Origin of the sequence: Sphingobacterium paludis, assembly GCF_004364125.1 — a bacterium.
GTDB lineage: Bacteria > Bacteroidota > Bacteroidia > Sphingobacteriales > Sphingobacteriaceae > Sphingobacterium > Sphingobacterium paludis.
Genome location: NZ_SNZV01000012.1, coordinates 1 through 16770, shown reverse-complemented (window position 1 = coordinate 16770; position 16770 = coordinate 1). Strand labels below are relative to the sequence as shown.

Genomic DNA, 16770 nt, shown 5'->3' with positions numbered 1-16770 from the left:
TTATTTTAGCAAGAATTTCTTCGGGACTGATCAAAAAAATTATCTTTGTGCATCCTGAAGAAATTTAATGCGGGAAATTAGCTCAGCTGGTTTAGAGCACTACCTCGACAAGGTAGGGGTCACTGGTTCGAACCCAGTATTTCCCACGCAAAAAAGTCCGATCAAATTAAGGTCGGACTTTTATATTATAACGCTCTCCTCTTTCTATTCACTGTATAGCGATACGATCACCAGAAGCTTCTATCCACTTTTTACAAAAAAAGGCAAGCTAATAGGCATATAAATGAGGTTTTGCTTTTTACCCCGTTAATCTATGTTAAAGAGAATACCGCGCCTTCTCTCAAGCTTGTGGGACAAAAAAAAATAAGTTATGTTTGAATAAAAACATTAACATCCCATGTATCACTTCATTATAGAGACGGTCAGTGCAATTCGCCGCAAAATTGGCGATTTCAACCCTGAGTTTGGTATTATACTGGGCACGGGCTTAGGAAAATTGGTAGACGAAATCGAGATAGCGTACCAGCTTATGTATTCCAATGTGCCCAACTTCCCAATTTCTACGGTGGAGTTTCATACCGGCAAGCTTATTTTTGGTAAGCTTAATGGTAGAAATGTCGTCGCGATGCAGGGGCGACTACACTATTACGAGGGCTATAACATGCAGGAGATTACGTTTCCCGTCCGTGTGATGAAAGCTTTAGGGATACAAAAATTATTTGTATCGAATGCATCCGGCTCGCTCAATCCAAGCATTCTGAAAGGCGATATAGGTATTATAGACGATCATATAAATTTGCTTCCCGATAATCCGTTGCGGGGGCCAAACGATGAAGATTTTGGCCCGCGATTTCCGGATATGAGCCAACCTTATAATCAAGAAATGGTCCGTCAGGCGCTTGATATCGCTGAACGATTGGACATTAGAGCGCACAAAGTGGTCTACGTTTCTGCGCCGGGTCCTAATTTGGAAACACGTGCAGAATACCGCTATATGCGCATTATCGGGGGGGATATCGTTGGGATGAGTACTGTGCCGGAAGTTATTGTCGCCAACCACATGGGGATTCCTGTGTTCGCCATATCGGTGATAACAGATGAGGGATTCCACACCGATCTGAAGCCCGTCTCCTTGGCCGAGATTGTGGAGGTAGCGGCCGCGGCTGAGCCTAAAATGACAAAGATTTTAAAAGAATTGATCGCATTGCAATAAATGAAAATTTTAGCCTTATTTTTGGCAATATTTTAAGAACAAAGGCATTGATGAATAGGTATGTAAAGCAGCTTTTACTCTTTTTTGTACTGGTAGTAGCTGGCGTAACGCACAGTGCAGCGCAAACAGAAGAGGAGTTTAGTAGTGCGCTGGATTCGGCTCGGGCGAAGGAAGATAATAAAAAAGACTCGGTCGTTTTCACCGCGAAATATGTTCGCTATACGACCTTGGCCATGATGAAGCAAGCGACGCGCACGGTGCAAATCGATACATCCCATGTCAACTTTCAGTATTACAATAAGCAAAACCTTCCATGGAATCCGTCTATAAATCTGGGGTCTTATGGATTGGCAACACGGGATTTACTGTTTAATCCGAACAAAAAAATAGGTTTCCAGCCAGGCTTTTACGCGTTGGAACGCTATCTCTTGCATCCCGACTCCGTGCAGTATTTCCGGGCACGTGCGCGCTATTCTGAGCTCTATACGGTGGGCTTTTTCTTTGACGACCAAGTCTTTAGGGCCCGTTTAGCTCAAAACATCACCCCGCAATGGAATATCGGGGTGGAGTACCACGCAACAAATACGGATGGTTACTACAGGAACCAAGACTATAGTGATCGGAAAGCGGCTGTATTCAGTTGGTATGAGTCGAAGGATAAGCGTTATAACTTATTAGTCAACGGAACGTTCAACAACCTTGATGCGCCTGAAAATGGCTCTGTTGTGGATGAACGGATTGTTGGCGGCGACGTCTTTCAAGATACTTCGGGTACGGCCAATATGGGCTATCTTACTCGCTTAAGTGGAATAAATGCAAATCGGCCGTATAGCAGGTGGCGAGATAACGGCATGTTCCTTCGGCAGTCGTACTTTCTGGGGCGCCTAGATACCGTCAATAAAGGCCTGCCAGAGATGGAGATCCATCCGACGAACGCTGTAGCACACAATTCCTCCATCAGGCAGCGAAAGTTTATCTTCTTTAAAAATGAACCCGATCTATATGGCGCTTTTCCACTGGGCGATATTGAACGTGTAGACGATACGACGAACATCACGACAATATCCAACGAGTTTATCTATAGCTTTTACCTGCGCGGCAAGGGTGTGTTTAAAAATGAGGCTAAACTTGATCTCGCATTTCAGAATGACCTGATCTGGTATAGCGATAGTCTGACCTCCAGCTTCTATCAAAACAGCATGTTGAAGGGAAACTTGGGTTACAAGTTTAGTGATCGGATTGATGTGCGCGCGCTGGTGAACCAAATTGTCGTAGGCGCGCAAGCTGGTGATTTTTTGTATGAGGCTAATGCAGATATCATGTTAAGCGAAAACGCAGGCAAGATAAGTCTGGGGGCATATTCGCAGAATAAATCTCCAGAAATGGTGTTTAACCGCATGAATTACACCTTCCATCAGTGGGAAAACAATTTTAATAAGACCAAAACGCAGAATCTATCTTTCGCTTACCAAAATAAGAAAATAGGCTTTTCGGGCAAAGCGGAGTACTTTCTGATGGATAACTATTTGTACTTCAGAGAAGTGGATAATCCGGGAAATGACGAAGCCCTGTTAAGACGCATCACGCCAGCCCAATCCGGAAATTTAAACCTGCTGAAGGTCTCCGTTTGGCAGAATTTCCGACTTGGTCGTTTCCACCTTGATAATATGGTGGTGTATCAAAAAACAGATGCAGAAGCGATATTGGCTACGCCGGAATTTTATACTTGGCATAGCTTCTACTATACCAACAAGCTGTACAACGTGATGGACTTTCGCCTAGGGATGGACGTGCGTTTCAATACGCCTTTTCGATCACCGTCCTATGCGATTAATGCCGGTCAATTTTACAACGACAACGTGGGCATTAACTATTCCACATACCCAATCGGCGATGTGTGGTTTACGGGGAATATCGACCGGGTAAACCTTTTTCTCTCGTACAATTTCTTCAATCAGTTTGCCTATCCCAAAGGGTACTACACTGTTCGTCGATACCCGATGAATGATGCGAATTTCCGCTTTGGCGTATCTTGGAAATTCTATGATTAAAGGATGCAAATTTATTTGATTGACAATAAGCGTATTGCTGAGAGGACAAATAAAAAGTGTAAAAATAATTTTGCAAGTCGGATTTTAGACCTATATTTGCACACGCAATAAGCGAAAAAGCAAGGAGAATTAGCTCAGCTGGTTCAGAGCATCTGCCTTACAAGCAGAGGGTCACTGGTTCGAACCCAGTATTCTCCACCATATACAGAAGGAGGCTTAGCTCAGCTGGTTCAGAGCATCTGCCTTACAAGCAGAGGGTCACTGGTTCGAATCCAGTAGCCTCCACATAGAGCATCGGAATTCCGATGCTTTTTGATTTTATAAGCTTTTATTAGGTTTTTTTCTATTCTTATATCGGATAGGCTGTTTCATTTTTTGTTTCCGATAATACAAAATATGTCTGCACCGTATTTACCTGTGGGAGCACTGCTAGTTTGTGGCGTAAAAAAATATGGTAGGCCTCCATATCCTTCGTGGCGATGCGCAACATAAAATCATAGGATCCCGCCATTTGATAACATTCCATCACTTCAGGGAATTTTGCTACCTCACGTTCAAATTCGTTCAGGACTTCTGCCGTATGTGCCTTTAAAAACACTTGGGAAAAAGAAATCAAATCAATACCCACACGCTTCCGGTCAAGTATAGCTACCGTTCGTTTGATATAGCCATTTGCTTTAAGCTTTTTAACCCGCTCATGTACCGCTGCAATCGATTTGTTTAAATGATAGGAAAGCTCTTTGTTGCTGAGTGACGCGTCCTTCTGCAACAGCCGCAATAGTTTCATATCAACCTGATCCAGCTCCATACTATCTTTTTTTGATTCAGGTCAAAAATAAGAAAGTAAATCGGTATATTTTCAGATATACGGAAGATTTCAATAAAATTTATTGAAATTGATATTATATGTTGAATAATATATCGCATAGAAGCAATTTTGTAAGATATTTTTATCATATGATTGCAACAGAATTTAGTGCATGTCTTTCACCGAGTCTTGATAGTAAGTTTAAACACCTGTGGTGTTTGGTTGGTAACACCCCCATGTTGGAATTGCAGTATACCTTCCACGGTAAAGCCCGACAGATCTATGTAAAATGTGAGCATTACAACTTGACCGGCAGCATTAAAGACCGTATGGCTTTGTATATCCTCTACAAGGCGTATATGCATTGTGCAATCCGTCCGTCGGATACCATTATTGAAGCAACGAGCGGCAATACAGGGATTGCGTTTTCCGCCATTGGTAAAGCGTTAGGCCATCCTGTAAAAATCATTATGCCCAATTGGTTGAGTAAAGAACGCATCGATATCATAAAAAGTATGGGAGCCGATATTCAGTTGGTCAGCAAAGAAGCAGGGGGCTTTTTAGGGAGCATTCGCTTGAGCGAGGAGCTTGCTACGGAGGGCGGTGTGTTCTTGCCACGACAGTTTGAAAATCAATACAATGCGGAGGCACATGAGCTGACCACCGGACCTGAAATTGTTGAGCAGTTGCGGGTGGTCGGGAAGTTGCCAGATGCTTTTGTTGCCGGAGTTGGTACGGGGGGTACCGTGATGGGCGTTGGAAACCATTTACGCAAGATAAATCCTTTTGTCAAAATTCATCCGTTGGAGCCGGCAGAGAGCCCTACGCTTACCACGGGCTATAAAGTAGGCTCTCATCGTATTCAAGGTATATCGGATGAATTTATTCCCGCTTTGGTCAAACTCGATCAATTGGATGAAGTCATTCAAGCCTCCGATGGAGATTCCATTTTGATGGCGCAAAAGCTCGCCAAACAGCTTGGCCTAGCGGTTGGAATATCCTCTGGAGCAAACGTTATTGGAGCCATGAAGCTCAAAGAGCAGCTCGGTGAAGATGCAACGGTAGTTACGCTTTTGTGTGATGACAATAAGAAATACCTGAGTACAGATTTAGTGAAAGATGAACCTGTAAAAGATGGCTTCATTTCTACAGCGGTAGACTTTCAAGGGTTTCACCCCATTGGACGGGTTGCTACAAAGTAAAAAGTAAAAAAACAAAAGTCAAAAGGAATAGGTCGAACTTAAAAATTCAAAAGGGGAAAGTCAGCATTCGAAAAGATAAAGTGTCTAGATTTATTGTTTAGTGTTCAAGATAAGGAGCGGCCCACTCGGGCTGCTCTTTTGGTTTCTGAGGATAAACGAAATGTCTCAGCGAATTATCAGAGCCTTATTATTTTGATATTTCTGAATGATACGCTATCGGTATGGTTCTGTAGTGCAATCTGTCCGGATGGATATTTCGCAAAGTCGGGATAGGCCTTCATGCCGCTACTTGCTATCATTTGTTTGAAATCGTCGGTTTGGGTTTGCCGTTCGAAGGTTAGTTTGTTATTTAACCAGAAGCTCACTTTTCCGTTTTTTTGTACAATACGACTTGTATTCCAATGGCCATGTGGATTAGGGTACGAATTCTGCGCGATACAATCCACCGCATACAGACATCCTGCCCAATGCGTAGAGTCCGTTTGATGCCTCGCCTCCGCATTGCTGTTATCCAGCAGTTGCATTTCTAGGCCAGTCGCAAAAGTTGCGGCATAGCTGCTATCTTCTTTCACATTAATAAATACGCCGCTATTGCCGCCCTTGGTTACCTTCCATTCCAACTGCAGATCAAAATTTTCGTAAACACTATCTGTTATCAGATCGCCGAAGATTCCCTCTTTTTTGGTTGGATCACATAACAGTTCGCCATTGTTAACCGTCCACTTTGAATCCATATTGCCCTTGTTGTATACGTGCCAGCCGGATAACGTTTTTCCGTCAAATAGCAAATGCCAGCCAGCTTCCTGCTCTTCAGTGGTCAGTTGATTTTGTTCTTCTTGTGATGAACAGGCCATTAAGAAAAGGCTGACAGCTAGTAAAATGCTTGATTGTATTTTCATAGTCCCAGATGTTTGTGATTACGAATATAAGGTTTGTTAATGAAGTATTGCGTAGTGGGAAATGTATTAGAGCTTAGTATCTAGTAGGTAGAAATATGAAGGACCTCTTCATAGCAGTGAGTAATGCGATAGATCGTTGTATGTAGTACTTCGTATGTAGACCTAATATATTTCTGCGATTATTGCTTCTACCCTAATTAACAGGAGATGTCGCATCGAAAGCTTTGCGATATGCAGCAATATGCCATCCCGCAAACCATCCCTGCAAAGGTTTCCAGCGACGGGCTTTTGCTACTTTTGGCCTACAAAAGTACGGCCCTGTCCTGGCTAAGGACGGAAGGGATGTGGGTTGGACAATCCTAAAAAACTGTAATCTACAAGTAGTGCCTTGCTGCGGCAGGCAATATCACCTTAATCATCATAAAATTGACAATTATTTAATCTACTGACAATCTTCTATTCATATTAAACAGGTTACTTTGAAAAAACGAATATGAAGCGAGAAGTTGAATTAGTCGTTATCTCCGATGTGCATCTCGGAACATATGGATGTCGCTCCGATGAGCTGTTGAGCTACCTATCATCCATTAATCCCCGCAAACTTATTCTCAATGGCGATATTATCGACATTTGGCAGTTTCGGAAAAGCTATTTCCCAGAATCCCATCTCCGGGTGCTAAAATATATTTTAGACCTTGCTTACCAGGGTTGTGAAGTCACCTATATTACTGGAAACCATGACGAAATGTTGCGCAAATTCGGGAAAATGCAGTTTGGTCATATCACCTTAACCAACAGATTATTGCTGGATTTAGATGGTAAAAAAAGTTGGATTTTCCACGGCGACGTATTCGATGCTTCCATACAGCACACGAAGTGGCTTGCAAAGTTAGGTGGCTGGGGCTACGACCGGTTGATACAACTCAATAACGTCGTGAATTGGGGGTTGACAAAGTTGGGTCGAGAGAAGTATTCGCTTTCTAAACAGATAAAAAACTCTGTAAAAAAAGCCATAAAATTTATTTCAGATTTTGAAGAGACGGCATCGCACTTGGCGATTGAAAATAGGTATGACTATGTTATTTGCGGACACATACACCAGCCCCAGATACGCAAAATAGAAACAAAAAAGGGCAGTTGTATATACATGAATTCCGGTGATTGGATCGAAAATTTAACAGCGTTGGAATATGACAACGGCACCTGGGAAATGTTCAGCTACGAAGAGAAAAAAGCAGCACTTATACAGTATCCTGCGGAGTCTATGAAATTCAGAAATAACCTTGACGAGCTGCTCGAGAACATCATTAAGGGAACGATCTAAAACCGAATAATTTCTTCGATCTGTTCGTGCACGAAATTGCTTGTCAATTCCTCTTTGAGTTGGCCATCGGTACTGAGTTCGTCTTGGATTTTTGCCAAATGAATCTTCAAAGGCAATACGTGCATCCGTAAATAGTTGCATACGCCCGTGAAGTGATCCACACCGCGGATATTACCATATTTGCCGCTTGAAAGGCCTACCAAGGCCGCTTTTTTGTGATGGAAAGATGCGGGAAAGGCACAGGCATCTATAAAAACTTTCAGGATGCCGGGAAAGCTGCCATTGTATTCCGGGATAATAAAAATAAATTTTTGTGCATCGGAAACAGCTGCTTGAATGGGCTCAAAAAGTTGGCTGCGTTTTCCGTACAGGTCCGTAGAGTTGATCTCGGGCGGCAGATCTGTTAAGGATAAAATTCCCCACGATTCTCCCTTCCGTTCCAACTCCTGCTGATAGTATTGCGCAATTTTTAACGAGTTGCTACGCTCCCGATTTGTTCCTGATATGATTAAATTCATGCAAATAATTCTGTGACAAAAAGCGCCAAAATCTTTATCCGGTCATAACGCTATTTTTCGTATCTTAGCACCCTTAGCCGCTGGTTAAGAGCTTTTGCCAAAAATACTAATTTTAACATCATTTAAGCATTTCCTTCACAAAGGGATTGTAAATTTGCGGTACTTTTGAGCAATATCTATAGCATCGGTATTTAGGTTTTAGAAAGGATTTCACTCTCATGGGAAAAATTATAGCAATTGCTAATCAAAAAGGTGGCGTAGGAAAAACAACAACTTCGATTAATTTGGCTGCGAGTTTAGCTGTTCTCGAACATAAAACGTTGTTGGTGGATGCGGATCCGCAAGCAAACTCGACTTCAGGAATAGGTTTCGATCCGCGCGGAATAAAGGCGAGTGTCTATGAATGTTTGGTAAATGACCTAGATCCACGTGACGCTATTCAACATACGGATACACCCAATTTAGATCTGTTACCGGCACACATCGATTTGGTGGGTGCAGAGATCGAAATGATCAATATGCACGAGCGGGAATTTAAGATGTTAAAAATGTTGGAGGTGATTAAAGACGATTACGATTTTATTATCGTCGATTGCTCACCATCGCTTGGTCTTATTACTATCAATGCGTTGACGGCGTCAAATTCTGTTATCATTCCTGTACAGTGTGAGTATTTTGCCTTGGAGGGATTGGGGAAATTGTTGAATACAATCAAAATTGTGCAAACGCGCTTAAATACGAACTTAGAAATCGAAGGCATTCTACTGACGATGTATGACGTGCGCCTGCGCTTGTCGAATCAAGTCGTGGACGAAGTGCGTACCCACTTCAGTGAGCTTGTTTTTGATACGATTATCCAGCGGAACACGCGTTTAAGCGAGGCACCAAGTTTTGGTATCTCGGTTATTATGCATGATGCGTCCTGTAAAGGTGCAGTAAACTACCTAAATTTGGCGCGAGAGATCTTACAGAAGAATGGATTGGTTATAAAAGATACGCAAACAGCGACAGTATAAAGTATGGCATTACAGAGAAAAACAGGTTTAGGGAAAGGGCTGGGCGCTTTGTTACAAAGCGAAGATGTTCAAATGCCCCAGAGTTCAGCAGGAAACAACGCTGTCGCAAAAGAAGGTTCGAACGCTACGGCAGGCAGTATCAATTTTATTAAAATAGAACATATCGCGGTCAACCCATTCCAGCCCCGTACAGATTTTGATGAACAAGCCCTACGTGAGCTAGCCGATTCCATCGAAACGCAAGGTTTGATTCAACCGATCACGGTTAGGCAGTTAAGCAAAAACGAATACCAGCTCATCAGTGGCGAACGCCGCTTACGCGCATCCAAACTTGCAGGTATTGATGAAATACCGGCGTATGTGCGTACCGCAAACGACCAGCAAATGCTGGAGATGGCCTTGATCGAAAATATACAGCGTGAAAACTTAAATGCGATTGAGGTAGCCTTAAGCTTTCAGCGGATGATTGAAGAGTGTAACCTGAAACAGGAGCAACTGGGCGAACGTGTCAGTAAAAATCGCTCTACGGTAACGAACTACTTACGTTTGCTGAAATTGCCGCCGGCTATTCAGGCAGGTATTCGCGATGGGGAAATCTCGATGGGCCACGCCCGCGCACTGATTAATGTTGGAGAAGTGGAGAAGCAGCTTTTCGTCTTTCAGGAAATTATAGACAAGGGGCTGTCTGTTCGTATGACGGAAATCCTGGTCCGCAATATACAACAACAGACGAAGCCGCAGAAGGCGCCAGTAGGCAAGCAGCTTGACTTTCAATATCAAAAAATTGAGGACGACTTAGCCTCTCGGTTTTCTACGCGTGTACGCGTGAATTTAAAAAATAGCAAAGGCAAAGGCGCTATTGAAATTCCTTTCGATAGTGAGGATGATTTAAGCCGTATTCTTGAACTATTAGATTGGTAATGCGATATATCCTTCTAGCGCTTTTTTTGTTTAGTATCTCCGCAAGTCTTTACGCGCAACAGCAGGACTCTACGAAGAATGGCTCCTTGAAAGAAAAAATGCAAGTGGCCGATTCTATTGCGGCAGCGCAAGATACCGTCAAGAAGGAGGAGACGAGAAAAGAGCGTAAGGAGCGGGAGCGTGCAGAGAAAGAACGGGATAAATACTATTACAAAGGTATAAAGAAAGATTCTGCCCGCTTAGAGATCGAACATGTGTCGCGCGTAGCTTGGAAGCGCTCCCTGATACTTCCTGGATGGGGACAGTATACCAATGGTGGCCTATGGTGGGTAAAAGTTCCCATTATCTATGGCGGCTTGGTAACAGGTTATTTGGTTTTTGACTATTGGCAATGGTATTATAAGAAATTTCTCGACGAGCTAGCTTATCGTGTAGAAACAAATGGGCAAGGCGATGCGGGCGATCCCGATCTTCAATTTTATGAAACGCAGGGGCTTGTTACTCAGAAAGATTACGGCCGTAGAAACCGCGATTTAACGATACTAATTACGGTAGGCTTTTGGGGGCTTAATGCCATTGAGGCCTATGTTGACTCCATGCTTAAAAACCGTTGGAATATCGGCCCGAATACGACGATGAAAATCGGCCCGACACTGATGCCAACCTATGGGATAGCGGGCGGGCGCGCACTGGGGGGCTATGGCTTTACCCCAGGCATCAAGCTAACAATGAATATGAATTAGTTAGACCGATCGGCAAGGGTTTGGTTGTTTTTTCTTAGACCATATATCCTGCCGTTAATTATGTATATTCACAGGTTGTAATAGTAAAGAACATATAATTTGCGTTGTGCATGGCAGTTAAAGGAGCTTAGGTTGTGCATAAAAACAGGCGCATAAAAACAATATATAGATGAAAATAATACTGTTAGGTTATGGAAAGATGGGGCAGCAGATTGAGAAATTTGCGCTAAAGCGGGGCCATGAAATCCAACTAATTGTGGATAAGGATAATCGAGAGTCTATTACGGCAGCTTCGCTAAGCGGAGCAGATGTCGCGATCGACTTTAGTGAGCCGGCAGCGGCAATAAACAACATCAGTCTCTGTTTCGAAGCAAACCTACCGATTGTAGTGGGCACAACGGGCTGGTATGAGCATCTTGAAGAAATCAAAGCTGTTTGCCTTGATGCAAACCAGTCTTTACTTTATGGATCCAATTTTAGTATAGGGGTAAATGTATTCTTTCATGTAAACCGGCTGTTGGCCAAAGCCATGAGCCCCTATAAACAGTATGATGTACAGGTTGAGGAGATCCATCATATTCATAAACTGGATTCGCCGAGCGGAACGGCCATCACGATTGCCGAAGGGATACTGGATGGGGTCGAGGGAAAAACACAGTGGATTAATAATCTTGTTGGCGAGGATGAAGAGCGTATTCCGAAAGCAGATGAATTATTAATCGAAAGCCATCGAATTGAAGAAGTTCCTGGCACACATACGGTACTTTATAGCTCTGAGGTGGATCAGATCGAATTTAAACATACGGCACATAGCCGCGCTGGTTTTGCACTGGGCGCCGTCATTGCTGCAGAATGGTTGCAGGGCCGGAAAGGCTTTTATCAAGTAACCGAAATGTTTGCGTTTTAAAGCGAATTTTGAAGTTGCTATCGGGAATTCTCATCGTATTGCCGCTAGATGTTGCTCTTCAAACTTTTAACTTTTAAATTCTTACTTTTAACTTTTGAATTTTTTACTTTTTACTTTTCAACATGTGGTATATCATCTTTATAGTCTTTACTATATCCGCGCTATACGGATTATGGTTGCTGTATAAGAAAGCGGGCAAACAGGGCTGGGAATCAATCGTCCCGTTCTACCGAGAATATGTGATGGCTCAGTTAACGGCCAGACCAACATGGTGGGTGTTTTTATTGCTCGTGCCTATTGTTAATATCTTTATATTCTACGGTTTATATTTAGATTTATTGAAAAGCTTTGGCAAGCGGAGGTTTTGGGAAACAGCGGTGGCCATTTTGTTGCCCTTTATTTTCCTACCCCTATGGGGGCGAGATCCTTCGGTTAACTATTTAGGGCCTTCCAATACGGAAGAATTCCATAAGAAATATCCTTATAGAAAGACGGTAGCACGTGAATGGGCCGATGCGATTATCTTCGCTACGGTGGCTGCCACATTAATTCGCGGCTTTCTGTTGGAAGCCTACATGATCCCTACGGGATCCATGGAACGGAGCTTGCTGATAGGCGATTTTCTGTTTGTAAGCAAGCTTAACTATGGTCCGAGAGTGCCCATGACGCCGATAGCTTTCCCATTCGCGCACCACACTATGCCTGTCACCGGAGGTAAAGCCTATTCTGAGCTTATTCAGTTGCCTTACAAGCGATTACCAGGATTTCAAAAAATTGAACGGAATGATGTCGTCGTCTTTAATTTTCCGGCGGGAGATACGGTGGTTCTTGAGCATCAAGAGCAAACCTATGCCGATATGGTACGCTATATGGGTAAAGATGTGGTGCACAACCAGTTCACCGTAGTCACCCGACCGATCGACAAACGTGAAAACTATATAAAACGTTGTGTCGGCTTGCCTGGCGATGTTGTTTCTATGGAAAATGCGCAGTTGATCGTCAATGGTGAGGCTGGGTTTGTCCCGCCGGAAATGCAAATGGACTATGTGGTACTTACCGATGAATCGGGCTTAAATCCACAACGGATGAAAGACCTTCGACTGGAATATTTTCCGCTGGAAAACCCTGGGATGTTTCGTGTTTTTATGACGGCAGACGAAGCACAAGTGGTAAAAAGCTGGGGTAATGTAAAAGCGGTGGAAATGGCTGTGCTCGATAAATCGCAAGCCATGGGCGATACGTATCCACATGAAAGACACTATACTTGGAATTTCGATAATTTCGGCCCTATCACCATTCCTGCGGAGGGCTGGACGGTTACGCTTGACTCCCTTTCGGCGCCTATGTATGCCCGCGCCATACGCGACTATGAAGGCAACAGTTTTGAACATAAAGCCGATGGGTACTATGTGAATGGCGCTAAAGCCACAAGCTACACCTTTAAACAAAACTATTACTGGATGATGGGTGATAATCGTCATAATTCGTTGGATTCTAGAGCTTGGGGCTTTGTTCCGGAAGACCATATCGTCGGCAAAGCGCTGTTTACCTGGATGAGTTACGATAAGGACGGTAGCTTCTTGTCTAGCATACGCTGGAACAGAATATTTAAGGGAATTAAGTAGTATTGAGTACTTAGTAGTTAGATTATTGAATTCGAGTTTTTAATTAAGGGTATAGTACTGATTACTTCGTAGTTAGCGTATTGAGTTCAAGTTGCTAACTTTTGACTTCTAACTTTTGAATTTTTACTTTTTACTTTTGAATTTCACTTTTCAACATGTGGTATAGCATTATAGCAATATGGACAATAGCCAGCATTTACGGATTATGGCTTTTATTTAAGAAAGCCGGACGTGAGGGTTGGGAAGCTGCTGTTCCATTTTACCGGGAGTTTGTCATGGCCAAATTAACAGGTCGACCAACTTGGTGGATTGCACTATTGCTCGTCCCGATTGTCAATATTTTTGTTTTCTACGCGCTGTATCTGGATCTTTTAAAAAGTTTCGGCAAGCGCCGATTTTGGGAAACGGTAGTGGGCATCGTATTGCCTTTTATTTTCTTGCCCATGTGGGGCCATGATGTCAACGTCAAATACTTGGGTGCCGCAAACAGCGATGCCTTCCGCAGCAAATACCCCTATAAAAAATCTATTTTACGCGAGTGGGCGGATGCTATTGTGTTTGCCACCGTTGCTGCAACGCTTATTCGCGGTTTTCTGTTGGAAGCGTATATGATTCCAACGGGGTCTATGGAGCGAAGACTGCTTATTGGCGATTTCCTTTTTGTGAGCAAGCTCAATTATGGTCCACGCGTGCCTATGACGCCGCTTGCTTTTCCATTTGCTCATCACACTATGCCGATAACGGGCGGCAAAGCCTATTCTGAATGGATAAAGCTTCCCTATACAAGGTTACCGGGATTCCAAGCGTTAAAGAGAAATGACGTTGTTGTATTTAATCTTCCTACAGAGGCTGATCCACCGTATAGCCGACCGATTGATAAGCGCGAGAACTATATCAAGCGTGCGGTAGGTATCCCGGGCGATAAGGTCGAAATGCGTAAAGGTGAGCTACGCATCAATGGTCAGGACAGTTATGATTCGAATGATCTGCAACAAGCCTATTTGGTCTATACAGATGGCACCGGTCTCAATGTGGAGCGATTAGTGGATAAAAGGATTGATTATGCGAAAGACCCGGCGAATGGCCTTCCTTTTGCAGAGCCATATTTGTTGTACGTCACAGCGGAAGAGATTGCAGAGCTGGCCACCTGGCCCAATATTAAAGAAGTTTTACCTTACGAAAATAGCGGATCCGCTTTCCCGCACGACGCCAATACGAAGTGGAATTATCACAATTTTGGACCTTTCGTCGTCCCGAAAAAAGGCGACCACATTTCACTTAACACCCAAAGTTTGCCGTTGTATGATCGAATTATCCGCGTATACGAAGGAAATACATTGGAAAGCCGTGCCGACGGCATTTACATCAATGATGTGAAGACGGCCGATTACGAAGTAAAGATGAATTACTACTGGATGATGGGCGACAATAGGGATAACTCAGCAGACTCTCGGGAGTTTGGTTTTGTACCGGAAGACCATATTGTGGGCAAGGCCCTATTTACCTGGATGAGTTACGATGTAGATGGTTCCTTCCTGACAAAAATACGCTGGAATAGGATCTTTAAAGGGATTGAATAGTAGATCGTATTTAGTACTTAGATAATAGATTTTAGTTGGAAGATTATTGTGGTTTTACCTTGGTATCCTAACTTCCATTTTTTTAGCATCCTTACTTTTTTAACTTTTTACTTTAAAATTACTACGCCTTCAGCGCAGCTAGATAGCGTTTTATCGTCTCTTCTAAGCCTAGATACAGCGCATCGGCAATTAACGCATGGCCGATACTTACTTCGAGTAAGCCCGGTATATGTTCATTAAAATACTTGAGGTTGTTTAGATCAAGGTCGTGCCCGGCGTTTAGTCCCAATCCGACTTCTTCTGCCTTCTTTGCCGCTTTGTAGTAAGGCGCGACAGCCTTTGCACTGTCAAAGCCAAATTCAGCCGCAAATGCCTCTGTGTACAATTCGATACGATCGGTTCCTGTTTCGGCGGCAGCCTCGACCATATCCTCGTCTGGATCGACAAAGATCGAAACGCGGATGCCTTGGTCCTTAAATAACTTGACCATGTCCTGTAAATAGCTGCGATGTTTCACCGTATCCCAGCCATGGTTGGACGTAATCTGGTTTAGCGCGTCAGGCACCAAAGTAACCTGCGTAGGCTTATTCGCCAGTACAAGATCAATAAATTTTTGCTCCTGGCAGTTGCCCTCAATATTAAATTCGGTGCTTATTTCGGCTTTTAAATCGTAAACGTCTTGGTAGCGTATGTGGCGTTCATCTGGTCTAGGATGCACGGTGATCCCTTCGGCGCCGAAACGTTCACAGGCCAATGCCGTTGCCAATACATTAGGTACATTTCCGCCTCGCGAATTGCGCAGCGTAGCAATTTTATTGATGTTTACAGATAGCTTTGTCATGGTGCACTCGCTTGTTACGCTACAAACATAGATAAATTTGAGGGGATAAAAAACTAAATTAGGACGGCATAGAACTATACCTGAGGCTCTGTTCGTGATTCGTCACCACTGCATGTTGCGCTGCTTTCCAGGTGGGCTCAATTTTTAAAATACGGAATTCCAAAACAGTAGCATACGCGTAAATCCCTCACGCTCCACTGGCGATCTATCGGTGAGAAATTATCACAATAACATAGAATAAGAACGTAGTAAAAAATCTACATACGAAATATTGTTTTTCCATTCTATCATATTTTTTAATAAATATTTATCTATATTAGATCTGTTGTTAAACTATGAGATTTATAATGAATGTATTAACCTCGATGAACTTAAAAAACTTTCGTTAGTCAAATTCACGTAATCCCGCGTTTGAATGGAACAATTTTCCAAGCCAGCTATTACATTCCAGCTATTATGAATTTTACAAAACATATCATTGATCATACGATTTCATGGCACTGAATCGTGCATATGAGCTATGATAATTTATGCATTATAACAATAAAAGTAATGAACATACATTCATGATTTTGCAAGCTGTAAACGTATTCAGTAAGGCTCAACAGAAACAAATCAAAGGAAGCGGATCAGGTCGTGCTAAAATGAATGACATAGCATGTTGGTATAGAGCTCCAGATTTGATTAATCTCCATTCTTTTCGAAAGAATGATTATATGTCGATGGAGCTATGATTGCCCATCACTGATCTTAGTATATGAAAAATATAACACTTATAATTCTGGTCTTCTTATTTTTTTCCTGTAACGGAAGAAGTCATAAAGAAGCAAATTCAGGTGATCAAACGCAAGATAGCACTGCACGACTTCGAGATAGTAGTATAGTGTTCAGCATGAAGAACACGGATATAATTTGGCTAAATATGGACACTGATATTTTTAGTGATCCGGATTTGCTGGCCCTGGATACGGAGAAAACACCCACAAAAACAATTATCGCAAGGGACACCGTTTATGCAAGTGCGGGGGAGACTGTAACGCGAACTGTGTCAATGGAATAATTTGATAAGATTATTTATATTTAATTATTCAAACGATACGGTCATGAAACAACAGACCCCAT

At 42.9% G+C, this 16770-nt stretch carries 15 protein-coding genes and 3 tRNA genes; 14 read left to right on the top strand and 4 right to left on the bottom strand.

The genetic code is table 11. The features are described from left to right. The first annotated feature begins 71 nt into the window (after positions 1-71). The 5 genes from B0I21_RS18245 (at position 72) to B0I21_RS18225 (ending at position 3549) form a co-directional block, all read left to right on the top strand. A tRNA-Val gene (locus tag B0I21_RS18245) sits at positions 72-146 on the top strand. Between the two features lie 251 nt (positions 147-397). Beyond that, positions 398-1213, top strand: coding sequence for a purine-nucleoside phosphorylase (locus tag B0I21_RS18240; RefSeq protein ID WP_133641930.1), 816 nt, complete (start codon positions 398-400; stop codon positions 1211-1213). A 50-nt stretch (positions 1214-1263) separates the two neighbouring features. Beyond that, a complete protein-coding gene (locus B0I21_RS18235; protein WP_133641929.1) occupies positions 1264-3264 on the top strand; it encodes a putative porin in 2001 nt (666 codons plus the stop codon). Positions 3265-3387: 123 nt separating this feature from the next. Then, positions 3388-3465: transfer RNA gene (locus B0I21_RS18230), tRNA-Val, on the top strand. A gap of 9 nt (positions 3466-3474) precedes the next feature. Then, a tRNA-Val gene (locus tag B0I21_RS18225) sits at positions 3475-3549 on the top strand. A 64-nt stretch (positions 3550-3613) separates the two neighbouring features. Here the strand turns inward: B0I21_RS18225 and B0I21_RS18220 are convergent. After that, entirely contained in the window at positions 3614-4072 is a 459-nt protein-coding gene (locus B0I21_RS18220; protein WP_133641928.1) for an Lrp/AsnC family transcriptional regulator, read from the bottom strand. A 149-nt stretch (positions 4073-4221) separates the two neighbouring features. On the opposite strand from B0I21_RS18220, the gene B0I21_RS18215 reads away from it, so the two are divergent. Next, the gene (locus B0I21_RS18215) at positions 4222-5274 is read left to right on the top strand and encodes a PLP-dependent cysteine synthase family protein (protein ID WP_133641927.1); all 1053 of its coding nucleotides are present in this window, start codon (positions 4222-4224) and stop codon (positions 5272-5274) included. Between the two features lie 176 nt (positions 5275-5450). On the opposite strand, the gene B0I21_RS18210 is transcribed toward B0I21_RS18215, so the two are convergent. Continuing rightward, positions 5451-6173: a 3-keto-disaccharide hydrolase gene (locus B0I21_RS18210; RefSeq protein WP_133641926.1), complete on the bottom strand. Its 723-nt coding sequence runs from the start codon at positions 6171-6173 to the stop codon at positions 5451-5453. Between the two features lie 207 nt (positions 6174-6380). On the opposite strand from B0I21_RS18210, the gene B0I21_RS20225 reads away from it, so the two are divergent. Together B0I21_RS20225 and B0I21_RS18205 are read left to right on the top strand one after the other, a co-directional pair. Beyond that, a complete protein-coding gene (locus B0I21_RS20225; protein WP_166637906.1) occupies positions 6381-6536 on the top strand; it encodes a hypothetical protein in 156 nt (51 codons plus the stop codon). 130 nt (positions 6537-6666) lie between these two features. Next, positions 6667-7497: a UDP-2,3-diacylglucosamine diphosphatase gene (locus B0I21_RS18205; protein ID WP_133641925.1), complete on the top strand. Its 831-nt coding sequence runs from the start codon at positions 6667-6669 to the stop codon at positions 7495-7497. Here B0I21_RS18205 and B0I21_RS18200 read toward each other — a convergent pair. After that, positions 7494-8015, bottom strand: coding sequence for an NADPH-dependent FMN reductase (locus B0I21_RS18200; RefSeq protein ID WP_133641924.1), 522 nt, complete (start codon positions 8013-8015; stop codon positions 7494-7496). The two genes, B0I21_RS18205 and B0I21_RS18200, sit on opposite strands and share 4 nt — an antisense overlap. Positions 8016-8233: 218 nt before the next feature. On the opposite strand from B0I21_RS18200, the gene B0I21_RS18195 reads away from it, so the two are divergent. The 6 genes from B0I21_RS18195 (at position 8234) to lepB (B0I21_RS18170) (ending at position 14807) form a co-directional block, all read left to right on the top strand. Beyond that, complete coding sequence (locus B0I21_RS18195; protein ID WP_133641923.1) at positions 8234-9031, top strand: ParA family protein; 798 nt, start codon at positions 8234-8236, stop codon at positions 9029-9031. A 3-nt stretch (positions 9032-9034) separates the two neighbouring features. Then, on the top strand, positions 9035-9952 hold the full coding sequence (locus tag B0I21_RS18190; RefSeq protein ID WP_133641922.1) for a ParB/RepB/Spo0J family partition protein: 918 nt from the start codon (positions 9035-9037) through the stop codon (positions 9950-9952). Then, positions 9952-10695 carry a DUF5683 domain-containing protein gene (locus tag B0I21_RS18185; protein ID WP_133641921.1) on the top strand — a complete coding sequence of 248 codons (744 nt, stop codon included), beginning with the start codon at positions 9952-9954 and terminating at the stop codon, positions 10693-10695. The genes B0I21_RS18190 and B0I21_RS18185 overlap by 1 nt, the downstream gene beginning before the upstream one ends. A gap of 169 nt (positions 10696-10864) precedes the next feature. Further along, positions 10865-11602, top strand: a complete 738-nt coding sequence (dapB, locus tag B0I21_RS18180; protein ID WP_133641920.1) for a 4-hydroxy-tetrahydrodipicolinate reductase — start codon at positions 10865-10867, stop codon at positions 11600-11602. Between the two features lie 122 nt (positions 11603-11724). Beyond that, a complete protein-coding gene (gene lepB, locus B0I21_RS18175) occupies positions 11725-13227 on the top strand; it encodes a signal peptidase I (protein ID WP_133641919.1) in 1503 nt (500 codons plus the stop codon). Between the two features lie 155 nt (positions 13228-13382). Then, complete coding sequence (gene lepB / locus B0I21_RS18170; protein ID WP_133641918.1) at positions 13383-14807, top strand: signal peptidase I; 1425 nt, start codon at positions 13383-13385, stop codon at positions 14805-14807. A 121-nt stretch (positions 14808-14928) separates the two neighbouring features. Here lepB (B0I21_RS18170) and B0I21_RS18165 read toward each other — a convergent pair whose 3' ends face one another. Continuing rightward, positions 14929-15648 carry a pyridoxine 5'-phosphate synthase gene (locus B0I21_RS18165; protein WP_133641917.1) on the bottom strand — a complete coding sequence of 240 codons (720 nt, stop codon included), beginning with the start codon at positions 15646-15648 and terminating at the stop codon, positions 14929-14931. Positions 15649-16770 lie beyond the last annotated feature (1122 nt).

Excerpts from the sequence above, each read along its gene's own strand:
- B0I21_RS18240 (WP_133641930.1), top strand. The coding sequence starts at position 398 with ATGTATCACTTCATTATAGAGACGGTCAGTGCAATTCGCCGCAAAATT.
- B0I21_RS18235 (WP_133641929.1), top strand. The coding sequence starts at position 1,264 with ATGAATAGGTATGTAAAGCAGCTTTTACTCTTTTTTGTACTGGTAGTA.
- B0I21_RS18220 (WP_133641928.1), bottom strand. The coding sequence starts at position 4,072 with ATGGAGCTGGATCAGGTTGATATGAAACTATTGCGGCTGTTGCAGAAG.
- B0I21_RS18215 (WP_133641927.1), top strand. The coding sequence starts at position 4,222 with ATGATTGCAACAGAATTTAGTGCATGTCTTTCACCGAGTCTTGATAGT.
- B0I21_RS18210 (WP_133641926.1), bottom strand. The coding sequence starts at position 6,173 with ATGAAAATACAATCAAGCATTTTACTAGCTGTCAGCCTTTTCTTAATG.
- B0I21_RS20225 (WP_166637906.1), top strand. The coding sequence starts at position 6,381 with ATGTCGCATCGAAAGCTTTGCGATATGCAGCAATATGCCATCCCGCAA.
- B0I21_RS18205 (WP_133641925.1), top strand. The coding sequence starts at position 6,667 with ATGAAGCGAGAAGTTGAATTAGTCGTTATCTCCGATGTGCATCTCGGA.
- B0I21_RS18200 (WP_133641924.1), bottom strand. The coding sequence starts at position 8,015 with ATGAATTTAATCATATCAGGAACAAATCGGGAGCGTAGCAACTCGTTA.
- B0I21_RS18195 (WP_133641923.1), top strand. The coding sequence starts at position 8,234 with ATGGGAAAAATTATAGCAATTGCTAATCAAAAAGGTGGCGTAGGAAAA.
- B0I21_RS18190 (WP_133641922.1), top strand. The coding sequence starts at position 9,035 with ATGGCATTACAGAGAAAAACAGGTTTAGGGAAAGGGCTGGGCGCTTTG.
- B0I21_RS18185 (WP_133641921.1), top strand. The coding sequence starts at position 9,952 with ATGCGATATATCCTTCTAGCGCTTTTTTTGTTTAGTATCTCCGCAAGT.
- dapB (WP_133641920.1), top strand. The coding sequence starts at position 10,865 with ATGAAAATAATACTGTTAGGTTATGGAAAGATGGGGCAGCAGATTGAG.
- lepB (WP_133641919.1), top strand. The coding sequence starts at position 11,725 with ATGTGGTATATCATCTTTATAGTCTTTACTATATCCGCGCTATACGGA.
- lepB (WP_133641918.1), top strand. The coding sequence starts at position 13,383 with ATGTGGTATAGCATTATAGCAATATGGACAATAGCCAGCATTTACGGA.
- B0I21_RS18165 (WP_133641917.1), bottom strand. The coding sequence starts at position 15,648 with ATGACAAAGCTATCTGTAAACATCAATAAAATTGCTACGCTGCGCAAT.